Raw genomic sequence first — 17,043 nt, 5'->3', positions numbered from 1 at the left:
CCGGCGGAGCAGGCCGCTCAGGTCCGTTCGATGCACGACGGCGGCCCGGCCACCTGGATGGTGACCGGGCCGTCGTCGTACAGGAGGCGCGCTACGGGACGCGCTACGGCGCGCCCCGTGTATGCGCTACCGGAGCGGGTCGAGCGAGAAGTCCGCCCTGACCGTCTGGCCCGCCTTGAGCGTGACCTTCTTCGTCGCAGGCGCGTGGCCCTCGGCCGCGACGACCAGCGTGAGCGGGCTCACCGTCGAGTCGATCCAGTACGCGTACGTACCGTCACTCTCGGTGACCAGCGTCTTGCGGTATCCCTTGCCGCCGTTCACCTGGACGATGGCCCCACCGAGCGGCTGGCCGTTTGCCGAGGTGACGGTGCCGGTGACCTTGCCCCACGACTTCGGGGCTGTGACGTTCATCGACACCGGCACCTCACCCACGTTGTACGGCGTGTTGGTGCTGGCACCGATCACGGCGGAGTACGCACCCGGCTGGTCGACGTCGGCCGACATGGTCGCCGTCACCGTGCGCGACTCGCCCGGGTTGAGCGTGAAGGACGGGTTGTCGAAGGACACCCAGTCCGCCGGAGCGCCCGAGCTACCCGTCACGTTCATCACGATGTGCATGCCCGGGAAACCGATCGACGCCGTGTCGGCCGGCTCGGAGATGCCGCAGTCCACCGAGGCGATGTACGACGGCGCAGTCTGGCCGGCGTTGTTCGAGCCGATGAAGAAGAAGCCATCGGCAGGGACCTTCACCTCGACCACCAGGGTGCCGCCGGACGGGACCGCGCCCTCGACCGGGACCGTCACCAAAGTGCCGGTACCGGCCGGAACCGTGGCGTCGGCCGAGCCGATGAGCGTCATGTTGGCGTACCGCAGGTCGCCATTGAGCGTGTAGAGGTTGACCGTGAGCGGTTGGTTCCCCCGGTTCGTCTCCACGCCGAACGACACGCTCGACACGTCCAGGCCGTTGAGCCCGAAGTCGGCCAGCGTGAACGTCCGCAGGTACGAGTTGTTCCGGGTGGTGGCGCCGTTGTTGCACGACGCCGAGTTGCCGGCCGTGATCGCCTGCGACGCGGAGTGCGTGATGGTGATCTCGTCGGCCGGGGTCTGCGCCGCCTGAGGTGTCACCGTCTCGCCCTTGACGTTCGAAGGCGACATCGACGAGCCGCCCGCCGACAGCTTCCCCTTCGGGGCCACCGACGCCGGGACGGTCGCCTTACCCTTCACCGCCGTGAGAGCACGCGTGGCGAGCGGCTGGAACTCGCCGCCGCCGGCTTCCAGATCGACCGACGCCGGGGCGGTGCCCTCGTTGGTGATCGTGAGCTTCTCGGTGTGGGAGCCGCCCATCGGCAGATTGGCATGGGTGTCGCCATCAGAAACGATGGTCACCTTGCCCGCGGCCAGCGCGGCGTCGAACGCCGTGGTGGCGTCCTCGGTGACCATGACCGAGCCGGTGGCATCCTTGTAATTCGGCGCCGTGATCTTGACCGAGTAGCCACCGGTGATGACCGACGTCGAGTACTTGCCGTCCGCTCCAGTGGTCACGGTCTTGCTCTGGGCCTCGGAGGAGACTGCCACGGTCGCGCCGGAGATCGGCGCACCCGTGTTCCGGTCGGTCACCGTGCCGGCCACCGTGCCCCGCGGCGCGGAGTCGTAATGGATCGACATTCCGGCGTTGATCGCCGGGGTGTTGTAGGAGAACTGGTGGGCGATGGTGCCGTTCTCGTTCTCGATACCCACCGTGGCCGAGCTGCCGGCCGCCGCTCCGCCCGAGTTCGCCCCGTAGCCGAGCTCGATCTCACCGTTCGCCAGGAGGGTCACGGAGAAGTTCGTCCGCAGGTTGCGGTTGCCGTAGGTCGTGACATTACGCCACTCGAGCACGAACGCGTCGACCCCATCGACCTGGGTGGTCGCGGTGTACAGACCCGCCGAGGCGTCGAAGTACAGGTCGTCCCACAGCGGGTAGATCGCCGCGTTGGGCAGGGCACTGCTCGGGATCGCGACGTTGCTGTATGCCGTCGAGAGCCCGGCGAAGTTCACGTGGCCGTTGGTGCTCACGTACGCCGTCGTGAAGTCGCCGTCGTAGTACGGGAACGAGAACGGCAGCGGGACCGTGGTCGCCGCGTCGTCACCGGTCAGGTTCACCCGGGTGTCACCCGTGGCGAGCCCGTCGCTGCCGACCGTGCAGAAGTACCCGAAGCCGTCGTACCTCCGGGCGATTTCGGCGGTGACCGTCTCGTCGCCGTCGACGACGACCTCCTCCGAGAACTCGCTCGTGCAGGAGCCGCCCTCGACCGAGATCGTGTAGGTGCCCTCGGGCACGTCGGTGAACGCGAACGTGCCGTTGGCGTCGGTGGTGACCGGGTCGATCGGTGCGGAGATGCTCACCGTGGTGCCGACGAACGGGTTGCCCGTGGCGATGTCCGTGACGGTGCCCGACACGGTGTGGCGTGGCGCGGCCTCGAGGTTGATGTTCACCGTGGTGGTCGCGTCGACGGTCACCGTGGCGCCGGTCGGGGCAGACGGCAGGTAGCCGAACGCCGAGGCCGAGACCTGGTAGTTGCCCACGGCGACGCGGACGGAGTACGTGCCGTCCGTGCCGGTGGTGACGGTACGGTCGTGCTCGCCGTCGACCGTCACGCGCGCCCCGCTGATCGGGTCGCCGTCGGCCTCGGTGACAGTGCCGGCAACGGTGCCCATGTCACCGATCGGCGCAGCGTCGATCAGCGCGGCCAGGTCGAGCGTGCCCTCGCCGTAGACGTTGTTGTTCTCGGCGGTGCCGCCGCACGAGGTGTCGTCGACGTTGTGGGCGGTCCGGTTCAGCAGTTCCCAGGTGCCCGGGATGTCGCCGATCAGTGCTGGTGCGGCGCTCCACAGTACGGCGACGGCGCCCGCGAGGTGCGGGGCGGCCATCGAGGTGCCGTTGTAGTTCGCGTACCCACCACCGGGGACCGAGGAGCGGACGTTCACGCCCGGGGCCGAGATGTTCGGCTTGATCCCGCCGCCCTCACCCGGACCGCGCGAGGAGAAGGACGCGATGTGGCCCGTGGAGTCGACCGCGCCCGCCGAGTAGTTCGTAGTGTTCGCGCCCGGCGAGGAGGTCGTTTGGCAACCGGGACCGCTGTTGCCCGCCGACCAGGCGCCGAAGATGCCGGCGGCAGCCCACGCGTCGGTGATGTCCTGGTACCAGTCGGTGATGGTCCCGGCGGCGGTGTAGCCCCACGAGTTGTTGACGACGTGCGGGCGCTTCGTCGGGTCGGGAGCGGTGCCGTCCGTGCGGGTCGGGGCGGTGATCCACTGACCGGACTCGAGCAGGTCGGCGTCCGAGCAGGTGTCGCAGCCGTTGGCCTCGATCCACTGCGCGTCGGGCGCGACACCGATCTGGTTGCCGTGACCGTCGTCGCCCATCATGGTGCCCATGGTGTGGGTGCCGTGCCCGTTCACGTCGCACGGATTGCCGGACGAGCCGCACCGTCCGGAGGAGTCGAAGAAGTTGTAGTTGTTGTCGATCGTCCCGTCGGGCTGCCGACCGCGGTAACCGTCGGCGAGCGCCGGGTGGTCGAACTGGACGCCGGTGTCGACGCTCGACACGACGATGCCCTCGCCCGTGAAGCCCTGGGCCCAGACCTCAGGGGCGTTGATGAAGTCGAGGCCCCACTCGACCGTGGCCGGGGCGTTCGCCGACGCCTTCTCGCGCTTGACCGGCTCGACCAGGTCGAACTTCGTGGTCTCGGCGATCTGGCTGACCTCGGGCTGGGCGGCGAGCTCCTTGGCGAGCTCCAGCGTGCCGTCCTCGACGAGGATGCGGTTGCTGATCCAGAAGCTCTCGTAGTCGACGCCGTTCGCCTCGAGCTGCTGGATCACGTCGGCCTGGGACGTCTTGGCCGTGCTGGTGAGCCTGTCGTAGACGTACTGGCCGCGCTTGCCCCAGTCGGCGATGTCCGGTGCCGCGTCCAGGTTGGCCTTCGCCGACAGCTTCACCCAGAAGTCCGCCGAGTCGTGCGTGGTGAGCGTCTTCTCGACGGCCGAGGTTAGCTTGTCGGCCGGGTTGGCTGACGGTGCTGTGGTCGATGGCGCGGCGAACGCGGCGGGTCCTGCGCTCGCCATCGCTGTCGCGAGAACCGCGAGAGCCGCTGTCACGACTGACGCGCGTCTCGCATGCCTGGTTCGTGTATGCACGGAACCTCCATGGACTAGCGCGCCCGCAGAGACAGGACGCGCATGACACCCCACGGTCGTGGGTTATAGAACAACATGAATCACTCGGCACGGCTGGGGCTACCCGGCGGCATGGGCAACTCGGCAGCAATCCGGTCAACTTGCGGCCAACTGATAGTCAGTGCGTCGTCACCGTGCGGCGTCGCCGGGTCCTCGTCCCAACGTGGTGCAGATGGCACTCGGCCCATCGCCGGGGAGCTGAGTCACTCAGCCGACCAGCGGGGTGCCTGTTGCAGCGCGGCACGCACCCCGGCCTGGAACCGGCTGTGTGCGCCGAGATTGGCCATCAGGGCGGCGACCCGTCGCTGCACCGTGCGGTGCGACAGGCCGAGTTGACGCGCGATCGCCTCGTCGGTGAGCCCCGACAGGAGCAAGGTGATGAGTCGGTCCCCATCGTCCCCGAGGCGTCCCGTGTCATCGGGCTCCGCTTGGCCGGGCGCGGGCCGGTGCAGCGGCAGCGCGCGCTGCCACAGCCCTTCGAACAGCGAGACCAGGGCGTCCAGGAGCGCCGAGGGGTGGACCACGATGATTGCGTCCTGAGCCGCCGTATGGCGTTGCAGGGGCAAGAACGCGACCTTCGCGTCGGCCAACCAGAGGCTGATCGGCAGGTCGGGCAGCACCCGGGCGAGCTGTCCGGCCTGGATCGAGCGCTCCACGGCGGCCAGTGAACCGGGATGCTTGATGGCCGAGCGGTCGTAGATGGTGCGCCAGATCAGGTCGCGGCGCACCGCATCGCGGTCGGGTTCGCGAGGGTTGGTGCTGTCGAGCACCCCGACCGCCATCCCCCCCGCCGTCGACAGGTAGGGCGGCTTGGCCAGGCAGCTGATGTGTTGGCGGGCGCTTCGCTCGATCTGCAGCCATCGCTGGCGAACTGCGCGCGGTCCGGTGATCACCTCGACCATGCTGGCGCTGTCCGATACCGCGGGCTGGGCCTGATAGGCGGCGTCGAGCACGGCGACGTGCCGGCGGGCCCGCTCGAGCTGCTCTTCGTAGTCAGCGAACAGCGCGCCGAAGGCCGCTGCGGGAGAGGCCGCCTGGAACCGGACCGGGGGGCCGGCCTCCCGGCTGATCAGGGACCGTTCTTCGAGGCCGGCCAGCACCTCGGCCAGCGGCTCGGGCCGGGACCACGCCGCGTCGAGGTCGGCGAGTGTGGCCGACGGCCGTTCGATCAGCAGCTCGTAGGCGGTTTGCTCGGCTGGGGCGAGCCCGATCACCGAACAGTTGTCCTGGTTACCGAAGTCTGGCGGCATCGGCTGGGGCCGTGGTGGTCGGGACGGCATCGGGGGAGTCCTGGCTGCCGGTCGTCAGCCAGCCACGTACCACCGCCTGGTAGCCGGCTTGGAACCGCGTGGTTGCATCCAGCCGGGCCATCATGGCACGTACCCGGGCGCGGACCGTGCGGTCGCTAACGCCGAGCTGGGCGGCGATCTCCTGGTCGGTTTGACCGGCGACCAGCAGCACGAGCAGGTGCCGGTCCATGGGTGAGGGCGTCGTTCCGCTCCCGTCCAGCTCGGCCCGTCCTCCGCTGACGTGCAGCGGCAGCGCGTGTTGCCAATGGATCTCGAACAAGGCGGACAGCGCGTCCAGCAGTACCGGGTGGTGGACCACCAGTCGCGTCTCCACATCCGGTGGCTGGGACAGCGGCAGGACCGCCGCCGTGTCGTCGAACAGCGTCATCTTCAGCGGGATGTCCGCCACCCTGGCCTGCTCACCCGCGGCGATACCGGCCTCTAGGTCGGCCAGCCGGCCAGGGATGTCCAGTGCCCGGCGGTCGTAGATGACCCGGACCTGGAGCCCGGCTCGCAGTTGGTCGACCTCCGTGGTGTTGAGCTGGACCGCGTCGTTGGCCGGATATGGCGGCCCGTCGCACGCGCGCACTTGGTGGCGCGCGCCGCGCTGCAGCTCCGAGAACCGCCGGATGTGCTTCTCGCGCCCGCGGATCACCTCGACCATGGCCGCGTGGTCGTGATTGATCTCGGTCCGAACGAACCGGCTGACCAGGTCGGCGACCTGCCCGCGCGCCTCGGCCAGCGCGCGGTCACGGGCGCTGAGCAGCATCTGCAGGGCGGTGTTCGGCGGAGTGGCCGACCAGCGCTCGGGATCGCTGGGCACGGCCGCGACCAGTCCGAGCTGGACGAGTCGCGACAGGACGCGGCCGGCCTGACCGGTATAGCCGCATTCGTCGGCAAGCTCGTCGAGCTGACCGACTGTCATCGGCGGGCAACCGATCAGTCGCTCGTAGAAGTCCTGTTCGGTCTGATTCAGGCCGAGTACGCCGAGCACGGCCGATGATGCCATGTCCACCGTCTCCTTTTCCCGCCATTGTCGTCAATAGGAAAGTTTGACGCCTTCCGGAATACGTCACCTCCGTGCCAAGGTCAATCAAGCCATCGTTCTCCGTCCATGTCAGCCGCACCGGCATCGTAGCCGCCCTGCGGGCCTTTCTCGGCCACCCCCGCGCCATCGAGGAGGAGCAGATGAATCGACGGCAACAAATGTGCAGACCCGGCCCCAGGACGGTTGTCGCCGCGGTAGCGGCCGTGACCGTCGCCACGATGCTCGCGGCCGCCGCCCCGGCCGCCGCGCAACCGGAAGTCCCACCGGCCGCGCCGCCAGCGGCCGCCGTACTCGCCAAGAACACCGTCACGCTGGTGACCGGTGACGTGGTCGACCTGACCACTCTGTCCAATGGAGACGCGACCGCCACCGTACGGCCGGCATCAGACCGGCACAACGTCAGCTACGCCACCAGAAAGGTCGGCGAGGCGCTCTACGTCATACCGAGCGACGCGATGTCGCTGCTCGCCGCCGGCAAACTCGACGAGGAGCTGTTCAACGTCCGGGCCCTGGTCGACAGCGGCTACGACGACACGCGTGCCGCCACCCTCCCACTGATCGTGCAGTACACACCCACCCGGGCGAAGGCAGCGGTCGCCGCCGTTCCGCCCGGCACCACCAAACGGCTGACCCTGGAGAGCATCAACGCCCGCTCCGTGCAGGAGCACAAGAATCAGGCCAAGCAGTTCTGGACCGCACTGGCAGGAACCGAGCCGGGCGTGACCACGACCGCGACCGCCAACTCGGTGCGTAAGGTCTGGCTCAACCGCCGGGCGAAGGTCACCCTCGCCGACAGCGTCCCGCAGGTCGGTGCCCCGCAGGCCTGGGCCGCCGGCTACGACGGCACCGGCGTCACCGTAGCGGTGCTGGACACCGGCATCGACAACAGCCACCCGGACCTGGATGGCGGCAAGGTGACCGCGGCCGCCAACTTCTCCGACGACGCCGACACCGCCGACCACTTCGGACATGGCACACACGTGGCGTCGATCGTGGCCGGCACCGGTGAGGGCGCACCCACCGTACGCAAGGGCGTTGCCCCCGGCGCGCACCTGCTCAACGCCAAGGTGCTCAACAGCGGCGGTTCGGGCACCTTCGACCAGATCATCGAGGGCCTGGAGTGGGCCGCCGCCCAAGGCGCCGACGTCGCCAACATGAGCCTGGGCACCAGCGCCCCGTCGGACGGCAACGACCCGCTGGTGCAGGCGGTCGACTCGATCAGCCAGACCAGCGGCATGCTGATCGTGGTCGCCGCCGGCAACCTGGGCAGTGGCGAGTCGACCATTGCGAGCCCGGGGTGGGCGAATGAGGCGCTGACCGTCAGTGCGGTCGACAAGCAGGACCGCCTCGCCGGCTTCTCCGGCCGCGGACCGCGCCTGGGTGACTATGGCATCAAGCCGGACATCAGCGCTCCCGGCGTCGGCATCGTCGCCGCCCGCGCACAGGGCACCACGCTCGGCCCCATCGTGGACGGCAACTACCAGCAGCTCGACGGCACCTCGATGGCCACGCCGCACGTGGCCGGGGCGGCCGCGATCCTCGCGCAACGGTTCCCGAACCACACCAACCGGCAGCTGAAGGATGTGCTGATCTCGACCGCCAAGACCCAGTCCGGGCAGAACGTGTACCAGCAGGGCGGCGGCCGGCTGGACGTGGCTCGGGCGTACACCCAGCAGGTCTATGCCAGCCCCGGCACGCTCGACCTCGGCTTCTTCCCCTACCCGCACACCGACCAGCAACCGGTCACCAAGACCGTCACCTACCACAACGACACCGCGACCGACATGACGCTCGCGCTGTCCCTGAAGGTAGCGGGTAAGGCGGGCGGGCCGGCGCCGGACGGGATGTTCACCCTCAGCCGGCCGAGCGTCACGGTGCCGGCCGGTGGCACCGCCACGGTCGACCTGACCATGAACCCCTCCGCCGGCGCGCTCGACCTCTACGGCGGCTACATGGTCGGCACCGCGGGTGACGTCGTGGTGCACACCTCGGTCGGCGCGTACCTCGAGCCGGAGATGTACAACCTGACTGTCTCCGGGATCGCCCGCGACGGCCGGCCGGCCGCGGTGATCAGCTGGGCCGAGCTGTGGAGCCTGGAGACCGGGGTGTTCACGCAGAAGTACTTCTCCCAGGACACCTCGACCGTCACCTTCCGGGTACGACCGGGCACCTACAACCTGGCCGGTTACCTGGCCACCGCTGATGCGGCCAACCTTTACGCGACGGAGGTCGCCACCGTCGCCGAGCCGCAACTGGAGATCACCGGGGACCGAAGCATCACCCTGGACGCCAGAAGCACGAAGCAGATCGTGGTCAACACCGAGGAACCGACGGCCCCGTCCACCTTTACGCTGTCCTACCACCGGGATATGGGAGAGCGGAACTTCCACAGCTCGTTCACGCTGAGCCCACCGATCAGCCGCGGCTACGCCTCACCGACCACCACCGTGAACAAGGGAAACTTCGAGTTCTACAGCCGGTGGGACCTGGTCGCCCCGCGTCTGCAGGCAGAGGTGATCGAGCCGAAGAGCATCCCGCTCGATCCGCAGCCGATGAGTAACGCATTGCCGGTTGACGGCGAGCGCACCCTGCCGCTGGTCTACGTCGGGCTCGGCAAACCGGAGGACTACGCCGGGCTCGACCTCCGTGGCAAGATCGCGTTGATCTCGCGTGGGGAGACGACCTTCGCGTCGAAGGTCGCCAACGCCCAGAACGCCGGGGCCTGGGGTGCGGTGATCTTCAACAACAAGCCGGGCCTCCTGCTCGCCGGAGCCGGTGACCCCGGCACCGTCCGGATCCCCGCGTTCACCATCGAACAGGCGCCGGGTCTGGAACTGGTCGACCTTCTCCGCGCGGGCCCGGTCACCGTACGGGTGTCCGGCACCCAGGTCAGCCCGTACTTCTACGACCTGCTGCTGCCGGAAAAGCAGCGCATCCCGCAATCGTTGAGCTACCAGATCAACGAGAACAACACCGCGGAGATCGACACCCGGTACACGGCGGACAGCGCCGGACTGCTCGGTGCCGACGTGCGGCAGATCTCCCGCCCATGGCCAACGTTCTCGGTCGGCGTCCTCCGCGAAGTGCCGCGACCGCTCCAGCGGACCTACTACGTATCGGCGAATGACACCGACTGGTGGCACGTCGGCTGGTCGAACGCCCCGTTCGACGGCGAGTTCCACGATGCCTACACCCGGTACTCGCCCAAGACGAAGCGGTCGGAGAACTGGTTCGGCCGGCCGTCCCGTCCGGGAGCCACGGCACTGGTGGACACCCAGGTCACGCGCTCCGAGGACGAGTTCTCCATGGCGATCTTCCCGTTCTCCGACTCCGGCGGGCACCACGGTTGGGAAACCGCCGGAGACGAACTCAGTACCAAGCTCTACGCGGGCAGTCAACTGCTGAAGGAGATCGACGCCGCCCCCATCGGCACCTTCCCGGCCCTGGCCGACCCGGCGACGTACCGGTTGGAGTTCACCGGAAAGCGCGCCACCGCATGGTCGAGGTATGCCACCGAGGCCAACACCACATGGACGTTCGCCTCGCGCCGGCCAGCCGAGGGGAAGCAGGAGCGCCCGCCGCTGCTACAGGTGGACTACCACCTGGCGCTGGACCAGTACAACCGGGCCAATGACCGCAGGGCCTACACCTTCACCCTCAACGTCGGGCACCTGCCGGGGGCGACCGGCCCGGCCATCGGGAGCGTGGCGGCCTGGGCGTCGTACGACGACGGCGGCACCTGGACGAAGGTCGACCTGGTCAGTCTCAACAACGGCACGGTGCGCGCCATCGTGCATCACCCGGCCGTGGCGAACACATCCGGCGCGGTGTCGCTGCGGGTCAAGGCCACCGACGTGGCCGGCAACAGCATCGACCAGACGCTGATCCGGGCGTACGGGCTCACGTCGGTCGACTGACCGTTCGTGGCGGTGGGTGGACACGCCGGCGCCCGCCCACCGCCATTCATCCCCGCTGCCACTTCCCCTTATCCCCGTCGATAAGTCCCGCCAGGGGTGTTGGTAAAACCTGCGTCACCAGGGGCCAAATGGTTCATCTTCATGCGCGGCCCTGAGTGCGGGACCAGTCGTCCGAGCGCTCGACCATACGGAACCGCACCAAGATCAGACATCGGTGGTCCTGGGACAGCTACCCAAGCGCGGGGCCAGTAAAGGAGGAAAATGACTCTCGCTCACGGGGAGACGTCCATCAAGGACGTCCGGGTGGAAGGTGCACCGGGGGACGACGGCGCGACCGTGATCATCGCGATCGCCTCCTCGAGGGAGGAGAGAGTGCGCCTGGCATCGCTGGTGATCGGCCATGCTCCGGTGCTGCTGGTCTCGTCGCCGGAGGAACTCCTGTCGCTACTTGTCAGCAGCGCCCCGCCCACCGAAGCCCCGTCAGTCCGTCCACGCGTCGTCGAGCCGCTTCCGCGAGCCCCCGCAGGAACGGCTGATGCCGTCCTGGAGGTCGACTCGGACAGGCGGGTGGCAACCTGGTCCGGGCGCACCGTGCCCCTGTCACCCCTCGAGCACGACCTGCTTCGGTACCTTCTGCTGGCACAACTCGGCCACACCTGCACCTTTGAGTCGCTGCACCGCGCGGTCTGGGGCAACGACCACCTCGGCGGCCGGGGCGACGTGTGGTCGGTGGTGAAGCGACTCCGCCGCAAGCTCGACGAATTGGACTGCCCGCTGCGGATTCAGGCGGTGCGCGGCGTCGGCCTGCGTCTCGTCGACCCCGGCGCGGTGCTGTCAACGAACGCCGAAGAAGCGCGAGAGAGCCGAAACCAGATCTGGGAGTGATGGGCCTTCCGGGCCCTCCAGATCGATGTGTTCGGGTCCGCGCGGCAGATCCCTACTCTGTGGTCGGCTCCGTGACCGGCTCGGTGACCGTCGCCGGCCTGGGGATCGCCGGATCCGGCACGTTGTGGCGCGGGCCGGTGAACCAGCGCCGGGCACTGAGCACCCACCAGAGCCAGGCACCGCCGAGCACGACGCCGACCGCGACGATGGTGTAGTTGAACGTGCTGGCGGTGACCGGGCTGCTGGTCGGCAGCACGAACAGGACGCAGATGACCGCGACCCAGACGATGGCGATCCACCCGACCGGCGCGCTCCACCGGCCCAGGTTCCACGGGCCGACCCGGAATTCCGGCGTGCGCCGGCGCAGGAAGACCGGCGCCACGTACGCGATGTAGAGACCGATCACCGCGATCGACGTGGCCGCCAGGTAGGCGGTGGTGTTCCAGAGCGACGGCAGGACGAGCAGGGTCGAGCAGGCGACGCAGAGCCAGATCGAGTTGGTCGGGGTGCCCGTGCGGGGGTTGACCCGCTTCCAGATCCCGGAGCCGGGCAGCGCGCCGTCCCGGCTGAACGCGTACGCCATCCGGGAGTTGGCGGTGACCGATGCCATGCCGCAGAAGAACTGGGCGACCACGCAGATGAAGAGCAGGAACGTGCCGAGGTCGTGCCCCACCGCGTCGATGAAGATCTGCGCCGGGGGCAGACCGAGCGCGGTGGTCCGCTCGGCCTCGTAGTCCTGGATGGACCAGGTGATGGCGAACAGCAGCACGAAGCCGGCGATGACCGAGACCACGACCGACATCACGATGCCGCGGGGCGCGGAGCGGGCCGCGTCGTGGGTCTCCTCCGCCACGTGGGCGCTGGCGTCGTAGCCGGTGTAGGTGTATTGCGCCATCAGGAGGCCGATGAGCACCGCGTATCCGGCCGCGCCGGCGAAGGTGAAGCCGGTCTCGTTGCGCACCTCCAGGAAGACCTCGGAGATGGGCTTGTGCTGGTCCGGCACGAACGCGAGGGCGATGACGATGACCGCGACGCCGGCGAGGTGCCACCAGGCGCTGACGTCCGAGAGCAGCCGCACGAGGCTGACACCGAAGGTGTTGAGCAGGCCGTGCGCGATGATGATCACCAGGAAGATCAGGAAGGTGCGTCCCGCGGTCACCTCCATGTCGAAGGCGAGGCTCAGGAAGGCCGAGGTGGTGATGGCCGCGCCGAAGTCGATCGCGGCGGTGACCGCCACCTCGCCCAGGAAGTTGAACCAGCCGACGAACCAGGCCCAGACCGCCTTGTTCCGTTTGGCGAGCGCGGCGGCCCACCAGTAGAGGGCACCGGCGGTGGGATAGACCGAGCAGATCTCGGCCATGGCCAGCGCCACGAAGATCACCATGACGCCGACGAAGAGCCAGCCCAGGGTGATCGCCAGCGGGCCGCCCGCCGTCATCGCGATGCCGTACGACGTGATCGCGCCGGCCAGGATCGAGATGATGGAGAACGAGACCGCGAAGTTGGAGAAGCCGGACAGCTTTCGACGCAGCTCCTGCTTGTATCCCAGCTGCGCGAGCCGTTCCTCGTCCGAGACCGGCGAAGGTGGGGTTACTCCGTCCTCAATCGTTGAGCTCATCGGTGTCTCCCTTGAGGAGGGCGAAGACTGTGACCTGCGCCACCGTCTGACGGGATAATGGGCCCGGACCCTCAGCCAGGTCAATGGAGATCGACCGAAAATTCGGCCAGGATCAGACCATTGGCCGCCCGCGTCCCTCGCGCCGGCGCGAAATGCGTTGCCGCACCGGGGCGCCGACGGCATCCTTGAGCCAGTGACCAGGCCCGATCGCGACGGGCCACCGCCGGGCGCTCGGCAACGCCCGGTCCGCGACGGCGCGGGGCGTCCACCTCTCTCTCACTGATGTACGGCGGTTCGCCGTACCCCGGACGCCCGCGCCGTCGCACCCCGGTCCGCCGGCCGTGAACAGGCCCGGCTCGGCGATGTCGACCGGCCCGGCCGATCAGGCGAACAGCAGCCCGCCGACCCAGAGCGCGGCGATGACCAGGCCGGCCAGGAACTCGACCAGCATGGACAGCCCGGCCGCCTTGAGCGCCTGCACGGTCGCCGGCCAGGCGAGCTGGTTGCTGCCCAGGCGCAGCCGCTCGGCGCCCCAGATCCCGCCGACGAAGCCGATCGGCAGACCCACCACCGGGATGACGAAGAACCCGACCAGCCCGAGCACGCCCCCGGCCAGCAGCGACGAGGTGGGCACCCCGGTCCGCTTGAGGTTCCGCCCCGGCCAGAGATACTTGACGACCCCGCCGCCGACGGCGACCACGGTGGCCGCGGCGAGCACCGCCCAGCGGCCCGCGCCGGCGCCGCCGAAGAGCGCCCACACCAGCACCCCGGCCCAGCACAACGGCAGCGCCGGCAGCCCGGGCACCACCACCCCGGCCAGCCCGGCCAGGATCGCCAGCCCGGCCACCACCGAGACCAGCGCCTGCGTGTCGGTCAGGTCCACGCCGCCTCCCTTGATCCGGCGGTGGGCGCGACCGGTGCCGAGCCGCTCACGCCGCCGCCTCCTCACCAGCCAGCCGACGGCGGATCTGGTCGGCCGGGGCCGGGGCGCCGAAGAAGCGGCCCTGCCCGGTGTCGCAGCGCAGCGCCCGCAGCCGCTCCGCCTGCGCCGCCGTCTCCACCGCCTCGGCGGTCACCCACAGCTCGACCGCGTGGGCCAGCCGGACCAGCGCGTCGACGATCCGCTCGTCCCGGTGGTCGGCGACGGCGTCCGCCCCGTCGGCCCGGATCCCCTCGACGAACGGGCCGGCCAGCTTCAGGCAGTGGATCGGCAGCCGCCGCAGGTACGCCAGGTTCGAGTACCCGGTGCCGAAGTCGTCGATGGCCAGCCGTACGCCGAGGTCCGCGAGCTGGTGCAGAGCGCGCAGCGGCTCGCCGCCGCTACCCATCACGGCGCTCTCGGTCAGCTCCAGTTGCAGCAGGCCGGCGGGGAGCCCGGTGTGCTGCAACGCCTCGGCGACGGTCTCCACGATCGCCGGGTCGTCGGCCTGCCGGGCGGCCAGGTTGACGCTGACCACCAGCCGGGCCTCCGGGTACGCCCGCCGCCAGCCCTCCGCGTCCCGGCACGCCTGCTTCAGCACCCAGGCGCCCAGGCGCACGATCAGGCCGGTCTCCTCGGCCAGCCCGATGAACCGGTCCGGGCCGATCAGGCCCAGCTCCGGGTGCTGCCAGCGGACCAGCGCCTCCACCGCCACCATGGACCCGTCGAGCAGCGACACGATGGGCTGGTAGTGCAGCACGAACTCGCCCAGGTCCAGCGCGGCGGGCAGCCGCGCGGCCAGCGCCGAGCGGGCGATGTCCGCCGCGCTGCGCTCCGGGTCGTAGACCGCCCAGCGGCCCCGCCCCTCGGCCTTGGCCCAGTAGAGCGTGGTGTCGGCCGCCTTCATCAGCTCGGCCACGCTGGTCTCCGCCACCGGGCACTCGACGATGCCGATGCTGGCCGAGACGGCGAGCTGCTGGGTCCCGACGTGGACCGGGGCGGACACCGCGGCCAGAGCCAGCTCGGCCACCTCCACCGCGTCGTCGAGGCCACCGTCGGAGTCGACCAGGATGACGAACTCGTCGCCGCCCATCCGGGCCACCAGGTGGCCGCGGCCGGCCACGCAGTCGGACAGCCGCCGGGCGATCACCTTGAGCAGCCGGTCACCGAGGTCGTGGCCGAGGCTGTCGTTGATCGCCTTGAAGCCGTCCAGATCGAGGAAGCAGAGCCCGACCCGCTGCTCCGGACCGGCCCGGTCGAAGACCTCGCCCAGCCGCTCGAAGAAGAGCGTCCGGTTGGGCAGGCCGGTGAGCGGGTCGTGCAACGCCTGGAAGCGCAGCCGCTGCTGGAGCTCGTGCCGCTCGGTGATGTCCTCGATCATGGCGACGGTGAACCGAGGGCGCCCGTCGTCGTACCGAATGAGGGAGACGGCCAGGTCGGTCCAGACGACCCTGCCGTCCTTGCGGTGGTAGCGCTTCTCCACCCGGGCGCTGTCCCGCTTCCCCTCGATCAGCTCCTGGTAGAGCTCCCACATGCCGGCCGCGTCGTCGGTGTAGAACAGCGTGGCCACGTTGGTCTGGCGCAGCTCGGCGACCGAGTAGCCGAGCATGTCCGCGAACGACTGGTTGACGTCGATGATCCGCCCGTCCACGCCGGCGATGCCGATCCCGATCGCCGCGCCCACGAAGACGGCCCGGAAGCGCGCCTCGCTGTCCCGGAGAGCCTGCTCCACCGCGTCCCGGGCCTGCCAGGCCGAGCGGGCGATCCGCTCCTGCTGCTGGAAGGTACGGTCGCGCAGCGCCCGGGCGAAGCCGGCGGCGAGCGCGCCCTGCAGGGCGGCGACCCGGTCCCGCGTTTCGGGCAGCTCCGCGTGGCTCGGCAGCACCGAGGCCAGGAAGCGGTCGCCGAGCGCCCGCACCGACCAGTCCAGCACCCCCGGCTCGGTGAGGTGCGCCGCCACCAGGGCCCGCCCCACGTCCTCTCCGGCCTCGGCGGCGAAGGTCGGGGCGCGCAGCGCCTGGCCCAGGCGTACGGCGTGCGCCAGCAGCAGCCGCTCGGTCTCGGCCACGCTCATCGGTACGAACCCGAGCCGCCGCACCGCCCGGGCCCATTCCGCGGCGTACGCGGCGGCACCCGGCCGGCTGAGGTCGTCCCCGTCGGGGGCGCGCATGTCGGCTCAGCCGGCTGGCCGGTCGTACCGGGCGACGCCACCGAACGCCCCGAACCGCTCGGGGCGCTCGTCCACGTCGGACGGCGAGTCGGGCCGCCACAGCGGCATGTGCACCACGCCCGGCTCCAGCACGGTCCAGTCGCCGAAGAAGCCGGTCACCTCGGCCCGGGAGCGGAGCGTGATCTCGGTGGCGGTACGCGCCGACAGCCGCTGCGCGTCGAGCATCTCCTGCGGCTGGTCCTCGTAGGTGGAGTGCGAGATGACCAGGTAGCTGCCGGGCGCGGCGGCGGCCCGGAGGGTGGCCAGGATGTCGGCGGGCCGGTCGGCGTCGGGGATGAAGTGGACCACCCCGGCGAGCAGGATGCCGAGCGGACGGTCGAGGTCGATCAGCCCACTGGACCGGGCCTCGTCCAGGATCAGCTTCGGGTCGCGCAGGTCGGCCAGGATGGCGACCGCCCGGTCGTTGCCGGCCAGCAACTCCTGGCTGTGCGCCACGGCGACCGGGTCGATGTCGACGTAGACGATCCGGGCCTCGGGGTTGGCCGCCTGGGCGACCTCGTGCACGTTGCCGACGGTGGGGATGCCCGAGCCGATGTCGAGGAACTGGTCGATGCCGGCGTCGAGCAGCACCCGGACCGCCCGGCGCAGGAACTCCCGGCCCGCGCGCATGGTGGCCGGCAGGTGCGGCGTCAGGCTGGCGATCTGCTCGGCGAGTTGCCGGTCGATCTCGAAGTTGTGCGCGCCGCCGAGGAAGTAGTCGTAGACCCGGGCCGCGCTGGGCCGGGTCAGGTCGATCTCGGCGGGAAGTCCGTCCGGTGTCTGCATCGCTCGGCCCCCAGGTCGTCGCCGCGTAGGCGGGGCCGCCCGGTGCGGAAGGGACACCGGCCGACCCGCGGAACGTGTTGTCCTGACCACTCTAGGCGCGGCCCACCAGGTACGGGAGATCCACTGTCGACGCCCGCGGGCCGTACGACGGTGTGCC

Annotated in this window: 9 protein-coding genes; 2 read left to right on the top strand and 7 right to left on the bottom strand. The window is 69.9% G+C overall.

Annotated features, from left to right (window positions below; all coding sequences use genetic code 11):
- Positions 1 to 126: 126 nt before the first annotated feature.
- The 3 genes from FXF52_RS08105 to FXF52_RS08095 all read right to left on the bottom strand — a co-directional run bounded on the left by FXF52_RS08105 (position 127) and on the right by FXF52_RS08095 (position 6,513).
- The gene (locus tag FXF52_RS08105; RefSeq protein WP_148794997.1) at positions 127 to 4,104 is read right to left on the bottom strand and encodes a carboxypeptidase regulatory-like domain-containing protein; all 3,978 of its coding nucleotides are present in this window, start codon (positions 4,102 to 4,104) and stop codon (positions 127 to 129) included.
- A gap of 314 nt (positions 4,105 to 4,418) precedes the next feature.
- Positions 4,419 to 5,429: a helix-turn-helix transcriptional regulator gene (locus tag FXF52_RS08100; protein WP_187413381.1), complete on the bottom strand. Its 1,011-nt coding sequence runs from the start codon at positions 5,427 to 5,429 to the stop codon at positions 4,419 to 4,421.
- 16 nt (positions 5,430 to 5,445) lie between these two features.
- Positions 5,446 to 6,513, bottom strand: a complete 1,068-nt coding sequence (locus tag FXF52_RS08095; RefSeq protein WP_148794993.1) for a helix-turn-helix transcriptional regulator — start codon at positions 6,511 to 6,513, stop codon at positions 5,446 to 5,448.
- Positions 6,514 to 6,755: 242 nt separating this feature from the next.
- Between FXF52_RS08095 and FXF52_RS08090 the strand changes: the two genes are divergently transcribed.
- Both FXF52_RS08090 and FXF52_RS08085 read left to right on the top strand, forming a co-directional pair.
- Positions 6,756 to 10,469: a S8 family serine peptidase gene (locus tag FXF52_RS08090; protein ID WP_187413380.1), complete on the top strand. Its 3,714-nt coding sequence runs from the start codon at positions 6,756 to 6,758 to the stop codon at positions 10,467 to 10,469.
- Between the two features lie 336 nt (positions 10,470 to 10,805).
- Entirely contained in the window at positions 10,806 to 11,354 is a 549-nt protein-coding gene (locus FXF52_RS08085) for a winged helix-turn-helix domain-containing protein (protein WP_148794989.1), read from the top strand.
- A gap of 52 nt (positions 11,355 to 11,406) precedes the next feature.
- Here FXF52_RS08085 and FXF52_RS08080 read toward each other — a convergent pair whose 3' ends face one another.
- From FXF52_RS08080 to FXF52_RS08065, 4 genes are all read right to left on the bottom strand, one after another.
- On the bottom strand, positions 11,407 to 12,972 hold the full coding sequence (locus FXF52_RS08080) for an amino acid permease (RefSeq protein WP_148794987.1): 1,566 nt from the start codon (positions 12,970 to 12,972) through the stop codon (positions 11,407 to 11,409).
- Between the two features lie 382 nt (positions 12,973 to 13,354).
- Entirely contained in the window at positions 13,355 to 13,855 is a 501-nt protein-coding gene (locus FXF52_RS08075; RefSeq protein WP_148794985.1) for a DUF456 domain-containing protein, read from the bottom strand.
- A gap of 46 nt (positions 13,856 to 13,901) precedes the next feature.
- Complete coding sequence (locus tag FXF52_RS08070; protein ID WP_148794983.1) at positions 13,902 to 16,061, bottom strand: bifunctional diguanylate cyclase/phosphodiesterase; 2,160 nt, start codon at positions 16,059 to 16,061, stop codon at positions 13,902 to 13,904.
- 6 nt (positions 16,062 to 16,067) lie between these two features.
- Positions 16,068 to 16,886, bottom strand: coding sequence for an SAM-dependent methyltransferase (locus FXF52_RS08065; RefSeq protein ID WP_148794981.1), 819 nt, complete (start codon positions 16,884 to 16,886; stop codon positions 16,068 to 16,070).
- Positions 16,887 to 17,043: the final 157 nt, after the last annotated feature.

The sequence above is a fragment of the Micromonospora sp. MP36 genome, assembly GCF_008119785.1.
GTDB lineage: Bacteria > Actinomycetota > Actinomycetes > Mycobacteriales > Micromonosporaceae > Micromonospora.
This window is presented reverse-complemented; position numbering and strand designations above follow the sequence as displayed.

Bases quoted from the DNA above. Each gene is read 5' to 3' on its own strand.
- FXF52_RS08105 (WP_148794997.1), bottom strand. From the start codon at position 4,104: ATGGCGAGCGCAGGACCCGCCGCGTTCGCCGCGCCATCGACCACAGCA.
- FXF52_RS08095 (WP_148794993.1), bottom strand. From the start codon at position 6,513: ATGGCATCATCGGCCGTGCTCGGCGTACTCGGCCTGAATCAGACCGAA.
- FXF52_RS08080 (WP_148794987.1), bottom strand. From the start codon at position 12,972: ATGAGCTCAACGATTGAGGACGGAGTAACCCCACCTTCGCCGGTCTCG.
- FXF52_RS08070 (WP_148794983.1), bottom strand. From the start codon at position 16,061: ATGCGCGCCCCCGACGGGGACGACCTCAGCCGGCCGGGTGCCGCCGCG.
- FXF52_RS08065 (WP_148794981.1), bottom strand. From the start codon at position 16,886: ATGCAGACACCGGACGGACTTCCCGCCGAGATCGACCTGACCCGGCCC.